The organism is Porphyrobacter sp. AAP82, assembly GCF_000331285.1.
Classification (GTDB): domain Bacteria; phylum Pseudomonadota; class Alphaproteobacteria; order Sphingomonadales; family Sphingomonadaceae; genus Erythrobacter.
In genome coordinates, this window is sequence record NZ_ANFX01000050.1 from 34783 (window position 1) to 44235 (window position 9453).

Below are 9453 nucleotides of genomic sequence, written 5' to 3' on the forward strand. Positions count from 1 at the left end.
TTCTAGAGCCGGCCCGTGTCGAGCCAGCGGCCGAGCTGTTCGGCGATGGCGCGGAAGGGCTCGGCGGCCTCGTCATCGCCCCACGCGGGGGGCACGCCCTTGTCGCCCGCGATGCGCGTGGCGAGCGTCAGCGGCACGCGGCCAAGGAAGGGGATTTCGAGCGCGGCGGCGAATTTCTCGACGCCCCCCTGTCCGAAGGGATCGCTGACCTCGCCGCAATGCGGGCAGGCATAGCCCGCCATGTTCTCGACGAGGCCGATGATCGGCACCTCGCCCTGTTCGAACAGCTGGCCCGCGCGCGCGGCATCGATCAGCGCGAGGTCTTGCGGGGTCGAGACCAGCACCGCGCCGTCGGGCTTGTGCGCCGAGAGCATCGACAATTGAACGTCGCCCGTGCCCGGCGGCAGGTCGACCAGCAGCAGATCGGTCTCGCCCCAGTCGGCATCGACCAGTTGCGAGAGCGCCTTGCCGGTCATCGGCCCGCGCCAGGCGAGCGCCTTGCCGGGCGCGACGATGTGCCCCATCGAGAGCACCTTGACCCCGTAGGGGCTGTCGATCGCCACCAGCTTGTCGCCCTCGGGGGTGGCGGCGGGCTTCTGCCCTTCGGTCTTCAGCAGCTTGGGCTGCGAGGGGCCGTAGATATCGCCATCAATCACCCCGACGCGGCGGCCCATCTTGGCGAGCGCGACCGCGAGGTTGGTGGTGAGCGTCGACTTGCCGACCCCGCCCTTGCCTGAGCCCACCGCGATCAGACGGCGGCGGCGGCGTTCGCCGGTGAGCGCGATGCGCACCTCGGCGATTTCGGGCAAGGCAGACAGCGCGGCGGTGATCTCCGCCTCGAGCGCGGCGCGCCCCTCGTCAGGCAGATCGCCGGCCTCGGCAACGATCACCGCGCGGCCCGCAACGATCCTTGCGGAACGCAGGCGGTGATTGATTTGCGGGCTCAGCGCGGCGCGGATCAGCGCCTCTTCGGCTTGCGGCTGGCGGGGAGTATCGGGCGGGTTGTCCATTTCGCCACGCCTCTAACACCAAAATCACGCAGCGAACCCCTGTTTTTCGCCGAAACCCGTGCCTATAAACAGCCTATGCAGAGAATGGACGGTTGGAGAGAACGGCTGGGCGCGGGGCTTAAGGGCCTCGCCATGGCCGGAAAGAACCCCTGGGGCGGCAGCGGCGGTTCTGGCGATGACGGCACGCCGGGCAACGACGGCGAAGGGGGCGGCAGCGACAGCTCCGGTCCGCGCAATCCGTGGCTGCCGGGCGGGGGCGAACCCGGCAAGCGCCGCTCGGCCAGCATCGAGGACATCTTCAAGAGCCGCGGCCCCGAAGGCCCGCGCCGTTCGGGCGGCGGCGGCGGTCAGGGCGGCGGCGGTTTCCGCTTCCCCGAACGCCCCGGCGGCAAGAGCTGGGTGCCGGTCATTATCGGCGGGGTCGCGCTGGTCTGGGTCGCGGTCACCAGCGTCCACTTCGTCCAGCCGGGCGAGCAGGCGGTGGTGACGTGGCTCGGTGGCAAGTATTCGCACGAGTTCGAAAGCGGCACCAACTTCACCGCGCCCTGGCCGATCCACATGGTCGAAAAGGAAAACGTGACGCAGGTCCGGCTCGAGGAGGTGCCCGGCACCAAGACCGAAAAGCTGATCCTGACCGGCGACCAGAACCTTGTCGATTTGAGCTATCTGATCCGCTGGAACATCTCGGACCTGACGCTTTACAAGTACCAGCTCAGCGATCCGCGCAACGCGCTGCTCGAGATCGGCGAGGCGGCGATGCGCGCTGCGGTGGCGCGGCAGGATCTCGATTCCGTGCTGACCGGCGCCGGCCGTGCGGAGATCGAGCAGGACGTGCGCACCGCGATGCAGGCGCGGCTCGATGCCTATCGCTCGGGTATCAGCGTGCAGGGTATCGAAATCAACAAGGTCGATCCGCCAAGCCGGGTGGAAGAGGCCTTCAAGGACGTCTCGAGCGCCCAGCAGGACGCCGACGCCAACATCAACCGCGCCCGCGCGGTGGCCCAACAGGTGCTCGCCCGCGCGCAGGGCGATGCGAGCGAATTCAACGACATCTACGAGGAATACAAGCTCGCGCCCGAAGTGACGCGGCGCCGCCTCTATTACGAGACCATGGAGCAGATCCTGTCCAAGACCGACAAGACGATCGTCGAATCCGGCAACGTCACCCCCTACCTGCCGCTTCCCGAGTTGAAGCGCCGGGCCCAGGCCCAACCGCAAGCGCAGGGGCAGTAAGGTCATGGAAAACCTGTTCCAGAACGTCCGCAACATCGCCATCGCCGCCGCCGTGCTGGTGGTCGCGCTGGTCGCCAGTGTGGTGATCGTCCCCGAAACCCATCAGGCGGTGGTGATCCGCACCGGCGAGCCGGTCCGCGTCATCAACCAGTTCCGCCCCGACGTGCCCTACGGCTCGACCGGCGCGGGGATCGCGCCGCGCATCCCGTTCGTCGAGGAAGTGCGCTTCATCGACCGCCGGGTGCTCGATATCGACATGGAGCGCACCCAGGTGCTCTCCAAGGACCAGCAGCGCCTCCAGGTCGATGCCTATGCGCGCTACCGGATCATCGATCCGGTCAAGCTGGTCGAGAAGGCCGGGACCGAACGCCAATTGGAAGCGCAGCTGCTGCCGATCCTCACCTCGGTGCTGCGCCAGGAGCTGGGGAGGCGGCCGTTTGCCGCGCTCATCAGTGCAGAGCGCGGGACCGCGATGACCAACATCACCGCCACGCTCGACAAGCAGGCGCGCAACTATGGCGCGCAGGTGCTCGACGTGCGGATCAAGGCCGCCGACCTGCCCGAAGGCAGCCCCCTCGACGCCGCCTTCACCCGGATGGAGACCGACCGGCAGGAACAGGCCGCCACGATCCGCGCTGCGGGCCTGCGCGATGCGCAGATCATCCAGGCCGAAGCCAGCGCCCAGGCCGCGAAGATCTACGCCGAGGCTTACGGGAAAGACCCGAAATTCTACGACTTCTACCGCGCCATGCAGAGCTACAAGAACACCTTCATCGCCGGCGAGGGGCAAAGCACCATGGTGCTGTCGGACGACAGCGAGTATTTCCGCCAGTTCAAGGGGCAGCAGTAGCGCGTTCGACCAAGCGCAGATGCACGGCGATCAGCGCCGCGCGGTATTCAATCGGCGTTAAGCCGCCAAAGGCGCATTTGAGGCCGCCGCGCAGGCAAGGTCGCGGCATCCCACAAGGGCTTCAGGCCGCAAGGGTTTCAGGAACGGTGCGGGACCTCCGCGCATTTCCGGACAGGATAAGGACCAAGAGGACGTGAACAAAGTGCGCTATGTATACGGACTGTCGAGCGCGCTGCTGGTGGGCGGCGCTGCCATTTCGCTGATCACGGGCTCGCCGCTGGGCGCACAGGTCGCGCAGAACGACGATGCGGTGATGAACCGCGTGGTCCCCGTCGCCGGTGCGCCGGCAAGCTTCGCCGATCTCACCGCGCAGCTCCAGCCTGCGGTGGTCAACATCGCCACCCGCCAGCGGGTCGAGGTGCAGAACAATCCCTTCGCCGGTACGCCCTTCGCCGAACTGTTCAACCGCCGTCAGGGCGGCGGGCAGCAGGCGCAGCCGCAGACGCAGGAAGCACAGTCGCTGGGCTCGGGCTTCATCATCTCGGCCGATGGCATCGTCGTCACCAACAACCACGTGATCAGCCCGCCCGATACCCGCGCGAAGCTGGAATCGATCACCATCACCTTGTCGGACGGCACCGAATACGAAGCCGACGTGATCGGCGCGGATGCCGCCTCCGACCTCGCGGTGCTCAAGATCCGGTCGGACAAGACCTTCCCCTTTGTCACCTTCGGCGATTCCTCGGCAACCCGCGTGGGCGACTGGGTGGTGGCGATCGGCAACCCCTTCGGCCTCGGCGGCACGGTGACCGCGGGGATCATCTCGGCGGTGTACCGCAACACCGGCCAGGGCGGCGCCTATGACCGCTACCTCCAGACCGATGCGAGCATCAACCGCGGCAATTCGGGCGGTCCGCTGTTCGACATGCGCGGCAACGTGATCGGCATCAACAACGCGATCTTCTCGCCTTCGGGCGGCAGCGTCGGGATCGGTTTCGCGATCCCCGCCGAGACCGCCGCGCCGATCGTCGCGAAGCTGCGGTCGGGTCAGGAAATCCAGCGCGGCTATCTCGGCGTGCGCCTGCAACCCATCGACGAGGATGTCGCGCTCTCGCTCGGCCTGCCCAAGCGGCGCGGCGAGCTGGTCCAGATGGTCGAGGAAACCGGCCCTGCCGCCAAGGCCGGCCTGAAGTCGGGCGATGTCCTCACCAAGGTCAACGGCAAGGACGTGACCTCCGAACAGACCGTCTCCTATCTCGTCGCCAATCTCCAGCCGGGCACCACCGTGCCGGTCGAGGTGCTGCGTGACGGCAAGCGCGTGAACATCTCGGTCACGCTCGGCAAGCGCCCGAGCGAGCAGGAACTGGCCGCCCAGGCCCAGACCTTCGATCCCGAAGCCGAAGAGCCGATGGCACCGGGCACCTCGGACCAGACCATCGAGCAGAAGCTCGGCATGCAGGTCATGCCGATGAGCGCCGCCGTGGCGCGCTCGCTCGGCGTCCCGGCGGACACCAGGGGCGTGGTCATCGCCGCGGTCGATCCCAATGGCGATGCGGCGAGGAAGGGCCTGCGCCGCGGCGACATCATCCTGTCGGCCAATTACCAGGCGACCCCGACGGTCGAGGCGCTGCTCGCGCAGGTCAACGCCGCGATCGCCGACAAGCGCGAGGCGATCCTGCTGCGCATCCAGCGCCGCACCACCCCGCCCGCCTTCGTCGCGGTGCGCCTCAATTAGGGGCCTGCCGAAGGGACACGAAAAAGGCGCCGGGAGCGGATCCCGGCGCCTTTTTTCATGGAGCCGCTGGCGTGCTACTGGTCGGGCGATCCCGGCGCTGGCTGCGATTGCTGCGCCGGGCGGCGCGGCGGGCGCTGGTTCTGCGGCAGGCTGCCGCCGGTCGCCTCCTCGAGGAAATCGCGGCTTGCCGCCGGGGCCGCATCCGGATCGCGCTCGCCGCCGTCAGGGGCCTGCGTGCCGGGCTGGACCATGTTGCCCTGCTCGTCGATGTAGTAGTAATCCTCCGGCTCGCCGAACAGCGCTTCCTGATCGGGCTCGAGCTGCCATTCGGGCAGTTCCAGCGTGACGTCGAATTCCTCGACCGGGCGGTTCTTGACGGCAGCCCGCATGTAGGCGGCAAAGGCCTGCGCGGGCGCGCGGCCGCCCTGGAGACCTCCGACCGCCTTGGCATCGTCGCGCCCTATCCACACGCCGGTCGTCACCCCGCTGGAAAAGCCGATGAACCAGCCGTCCTTGTTGGACGAGGTCGTGCCGGTCTTGCCCGCCACCGGCCGCCCGATCTGCGCCGCGCGGCCCGTGCCGGTCTGCACCGCCGCCTGGAGCAGGTCGGTGATGCCGGCAACGACATGGTCAGGCACCGCCGGCGATGACTTCTGCGCCTCGCGCTTGTAGAGCACCTCGCCGCTCGCACCGGTCACCTTGGTGATGCCGTAGGGTTCGACCGGCACGCCCTTGGCGGCGATCCCGGCAAAGGCCTGGGTCATCTCGATCACCCGCATTTCCGAGGAGCCCAAGACCATCGAGGGGAAGGTGTCGATCTTGGAATTGACCCCGAACCGGCGCGCCATCGATGCGACCGTGCCGAAGCCCACCTCGTTGCCGAGCTGGGCGGCGACGGTGTTGATCGAATAGGCAAAGGCGGTGCGCAGGTCCGTCTCGCCGACATTTCGCCCGTTGGAATTGCGCGGGCTCCAGCCGTCGATGGTGACGGGGGTGTCGACCACCTTGTCTTCGGGGGTGTAGCCCGCCTCGAGCGCGGCGAGATAGACGAACAGCTTCCACGCAGAGCCAGGCTGGCGCAGCGCGGCGGTGGCGCGGTTGTAGTTGCTGGCGACGTAATCCGTCCCGCCCACCATCGCGAGGATCGCCCCGTCGCGGTCGAGACTGACCAGCGCGCCCTGTGCGCCCTTGGGGGTGTTGGCCTCGATCGCGGCGGTCGCGGCGCGCTGCATGCCGATGTCGAGCGTGGTCCACACCTCGATCGGCTCGTAGGTTTCGGGCAGGATGATATCGAGCTGCGGCAGCACCCAGTCGGTGAAATAGCGCACCGAGTTCTGCCCGGCGTCCTGCTTCAGTTGCACCGCGCTGACATCGACCTGCGCCTGATCGGAGGTGATGTAGCCCTGCTCGCGCATCAACCCGAGCACCACCTTGGCGCGGCCGATCGCGGCCTGCACGTCGGCGGTAGGCGAATACTGGCTCGGCGCCTTCACCAGCCCGGCGATGATCGCCGCCTCGCCGACGTTCAATTCGGTCGCGGGGTGGCTGAAGAACTTGCGGCTTGCGCTGTCGATCCCGTAGGCGCCGCCGCCGAAATAGACCTTGTTCAAATACAGCTCGAGAATCTGTTCCTTGGAGAACTTCCATTCGAGCGCCATCGCCAGCACCGCCTCGCGCGCCTTGCGGTCCAATGAGCGGTTGTTGTTGAGGAACAGGTTCCTCGCCAGCTGCTGGGTGATCGTCGAGGTCCCGCCGAGCCGCTCGCGCGAGCCGGTGATCCCTTCGACCAGCGCGCCGGTAAGGCGCACCGGATCGACCCCGATATGCGAACGGAAGCGCTTGTCTTCGACCGCGATCATCGCGTTGGTCATGGTCTCGGGGATGTTCTCGTAGGTCATCCACTCGCCGAAGCTCGGCCCGATCTCGACCAGCTCGCGCCCGTCACGCGCGCGCACGAGAATGGTCTGGCCCGGCTGGGTCGCCTGCAGGGTGGCATAATCGGGGAGCGAGGAGGCGGCAAAGCCGACCGCGAAGCCCAGGAACACCAGGCCCAGCACGGCGAGCGCGCCGCCCCAGATCACCAGCCGCTTCAGCCACACCCGCCAACGCGGCGGCGGGGCGCCCCTGCCCGAACTGGCCCCGGAGCCGGAGCCGGAGCTGCGGGGGGCAGGCGCGTCCGAACGCTCCGCCGCCGCCCGGCGTTTCCCGCGTGCGCCCTTGTTCTGCAACTCGTCACCCCTTCTCGACATGCCTTGGCCCACCTGATGCGGCCTGCTGGTATGCGGCGCGCAACAACGGCCCCCTGCATAGGCAAGTTGTAACCGGGAATGAACCCGGGTTTACGCAGGCATCCCCGACGTGCGGGGCGCCCCGCCGCATCCGGCGCCTTATTCGGCGTGCGGGGTGAAGACCAGCGCCGCCGAATTGATGCAGTAACGCAGCCCCCCCTGCTCGGGCGGACCGTCGGGGAAGACGTGCCCGAGATGCCCGCCGCACTTGCCGCAGCGCACCTCGGTGCGGATCATCCCGTAGGAGGTGTCGCGGTGCTCCTCGATCACTTCCTCGGTCGAAGGCTTGGTGAAGGCGGGCCAGCCGCAGCCGCTATTGTATTTGGCCGTGCTGTAGAACAGCTGCGTGCCGCAGGCCGCGCAAGTGTATTCGCCCTCGTCGTAGAACTTGTCGTATTCGCCGGTGAAGGCGCGTTCGGTGCCGGCCTCGCGCAGGATGTGATACTGCATCGGGGTGAGCTTGGCGCGCCATTCGGCATCGGTCAGGCTGCGGGGATCGTCGGTCATGGGGATACCTCTCTCGTTGGCGCCAATATCGGGCCGAGAGTGGCATTACGCAAGCGATGTGGCTTTCGTGACCTAGCCGTCCACCAGCGCATAATGCGGGGGCGGCTTGATCACGTCCATCCGCTCGGTCAGCAGCGGGCGGAAGCTCGGGCGGCTCTTGAACACCGCATACCAGCCGCGCGTCTGTTCATGCCCTGTCCAGTCGATCCCGCCGAGATAATCCGCGACCGAAATCTGCGCGGCGGCCGCAAGGTCGGCAAGGCTCATGGTCGAACCGGCCAGCCACGGGCGGTTGTCGATCAGCCAGTCGAGATAGTCGAGATGCCCGTGCGCCATCTTCATCGCATTGCGCAGCGCGCCGCTATCGGGAGGCAGGCGCAGGATGCGCTTCGTCATCCGCTCGGACAAAAGGGGCGCGGTGACATCGGCGTAGAAGTTCTCGTCGAACAGCGCGACCAGCCGGCGGATCTCGGCGCGCTGGGTGGCGGTGCCGTTGATCATCGGGTTGCGGTCGACCGTCTCCTCGACAAACTCGGCGATCGCGCGGCTATCGGGGATGACGATGTTCTTGTCCTGATTGGCGATCACCGGGGTGCGCCCGGCCGGGTTCAGGTTGAAGAAGTCGTCGGAAGCGGCCCAGGGATCCTCGCGTACCAGTTCAAAGGGGATGTTCTTCTCGCTCAGCAGCAGCCGGATCTTGCGGCTGAAGGGGCATAGCGGGAACTGGTAGAGGAGCCACATGGTGCGCGCCGTCATGCCCTGTTTGTCCCCGCAAATCCAGCGCGCTGCCGTGCGCGGGCGGGGGATATGTCCGCTATCTTACAAGCCCGCGGCGGTTTTCATCATGACGCAGGCCGGCATCATTGCCTTGACCCGCTCGGGCCCGCCCTCGCGCTCGTTGTCATCGGCCACGCTCGCCGACAGGGTGATGATGTCTTCGCGGCCGAGACCGGTCTCGTCCATCAGCTTGGCCATCACCCGGACGAAGAACTCGCGCCCGCCGGCCGCCTCCATCTCGGGATAGCCGCTCCCGCGCGCATCGCCCGCCTTCTGCCAGCGGCTGACCGTGGCAAAGGCGACCGCGCAGCGCGCTGCGGCCGCATGTTCGAGCGGCAGCGCGTCGATGGTGACGGTCGCGTTGGCTGGCGATGCATCGGGTGCAGGCGCAGGCGCGGCCGGGGTGTCCTGAAGCGCGAGCGCGGCGAGCGCGAGGAGAGGGGTGAGCATGGTGTTGTCTATGCTCCCCAAGATGAACCTGTGGCTACCGGAAATCTGGCGCAATCCGCATTGCGGGCTGCGCCTATCCATCCTAATCCGCAACGCACCTTACGAGAGGAGAGGCAAACCCATGTTCAGTCACGTCATGCTCGGCACGAGCAATTTCTACGCCGCCAAGGAATTCTACGACAAGGTGCTCGCAACACTCGGCGCGAAGCCGGGGATGATCAACGTCGCCGCCACCGGCCACAAGCGCGCCTTCTGGATGCACAATGGCGGTATGTTCTCGATCAGCGAGCCGATCAACGACGAGCAGGCAACCTGCTCGAACGGTTCGACCATCGGCTTTGCCTGCGACAGCCTCGAACAGGTGAAGGCGTTCCACGATGCGGCGGTGGCCGCGGGCGGCACCTCGATCGAAGACGCCCCGGGCCCGCGCACCGGCGCGATGGGCACGCTGAACCTGGGCTATGTCCGCGATCTGGATGGCCACAAGCTGTGCATGCTGCACAGGGCGTGATTGGTTTGCGCGCTCGCTGACGCGAGCGGCAGACCTCCTGCCCCGCCTCCCCACCCGGCCACCAATAGTACCACTATGTTATGGTGGCCGGG

General features: G+C 67.3%; 9 protein-coding genes. 4 read left to right on the plus strand and 5 right to left on the minus strand.

The window, feature by feature from the left end; translation table 11 throughout:
• Positions 1 to 2: 2 nt before the first annotated feature.
• Positions 3 to 1010, minus strand: a complete 1008-nt coding sequence (locus tag D620_RS0114000; RefSeq protein WP_017666440.1) for an Mrp/NBP35 family ATP-binding protein — start codon at positions 1008 to 1010, stop codon at positions 3 to 5.
• A gap of 132 nt (positions 1011 to 1142) precedes the next feature.
• Between D620_RS0114000 and hflK the strand changes: the two genes are divergently transcribed.
• From hflK to D620_RS0114015, 3 genes are all read left to right on the plus strand, one after another.
• Positions 1143 to 2243 (plus strand): SPFH domain-containing protein, encoded by a 1101-nt coding sequence (gene hflK / locus D620_RS0114005; protein ID WP_017666441.1) that lies wholly within the window; start codon positions 1143 to 1145, stop codon positions 2241 to 2243.
• A 4-nt stretch (positions 2244 to 2247) separates the two neighbouring features.
• Positions 2248 to 3093, plus strand: a complete 846-nt coding sequence (gene hflC, locus D620_RS0114010; protein ID WP_017666442.1) for a protease modulator HflC — start codon at positions 2248 to 2250, stop codon at positions 3091 to 3093.
• Between the two features lie 193 nt (positions 3094 to 3286).
• On the plus strand, positions 3287 to 4828 hold the full coding sequence (locus D620_RS0114015; protein WP_017666443.1) for a Do family serine endopeptidase: 1542 nt from the start codon (positions 3287 to 3289) through the stop codon (positions 4826 to 4828).
• A 74-nt stretch (positions 4829 to 4902) separates the two neighbouring features.
• Here D620_RS0114015 and D620_RS0114020 read toward each other — a convergent pair whose 3' ends face one another.
• The 4 genes from D620_RS0114020 to D620_RS0114035 form a co-directional block, all read right to left on the minus strand.
• Entirely contained in the window at positions 4903 to 7077 is a 2175-nt protein-coding gene (locus tag D620_RS0114020; protein ID WP_081596617.1) for a transglycosylase domain-containing protein, read from the minus strand.
• 138 nt (positions 7078 to 7215) lie between these two features.
• On the minus strand, positions 7216 to 7623 hold the full coding sequence (gene msrB, locus D620_RS0114025) for a peptide-methionine (R)-S-oxide reductase MsrB (RefSeq protein ID WP_017666445.1): 408 nt from the start codon (positions 7621 to 7623) through the stop codon (positions 7216 to 7218).
• A 72-nt stretch (positions 7624 to 7695) separates the two neighbouring features.
• Complete coding sequence (locus D620_RS0114030) at positions 7696 to 8364, minus strand: glutathione S-transferase family protein (protein ID WP_026092228.1); 669 nt, start codon at positions 8362 to 8364, stop codon at positions 7696 to 7698.
• A gap of 78 nt (positions 8365 to 8442) precedes the next feature.
• Positions 8443 to 8850: a hypothetical protein gene (locus D620_RS0114035; protein WP_017666447.1), complete on the minus strand. Its 408-nt coding sequence runs from the start codon at positions 8848 to 8850 to the stop codon at positions 8443 to 8445.
• 121 nt (positions 8851 to 8971) lie between these two features.
• Here D620_RS0114035 and D620_RS0114040 point away from each other — a divergent pair, with 121 nt between their 5' ends.
• Complete coding sequence (locus D620_RS0114040; protein ID WP_017666448.1) at positions 8972 to 9361, plus strand: VOC family protein; 390 nt, start codon at positions 8972 to 8974, stop codon at positions 9359 to 9361.
• The last annotated feature ends 92 nt before the right edge of the window (positions 9362 to 9453 follow it).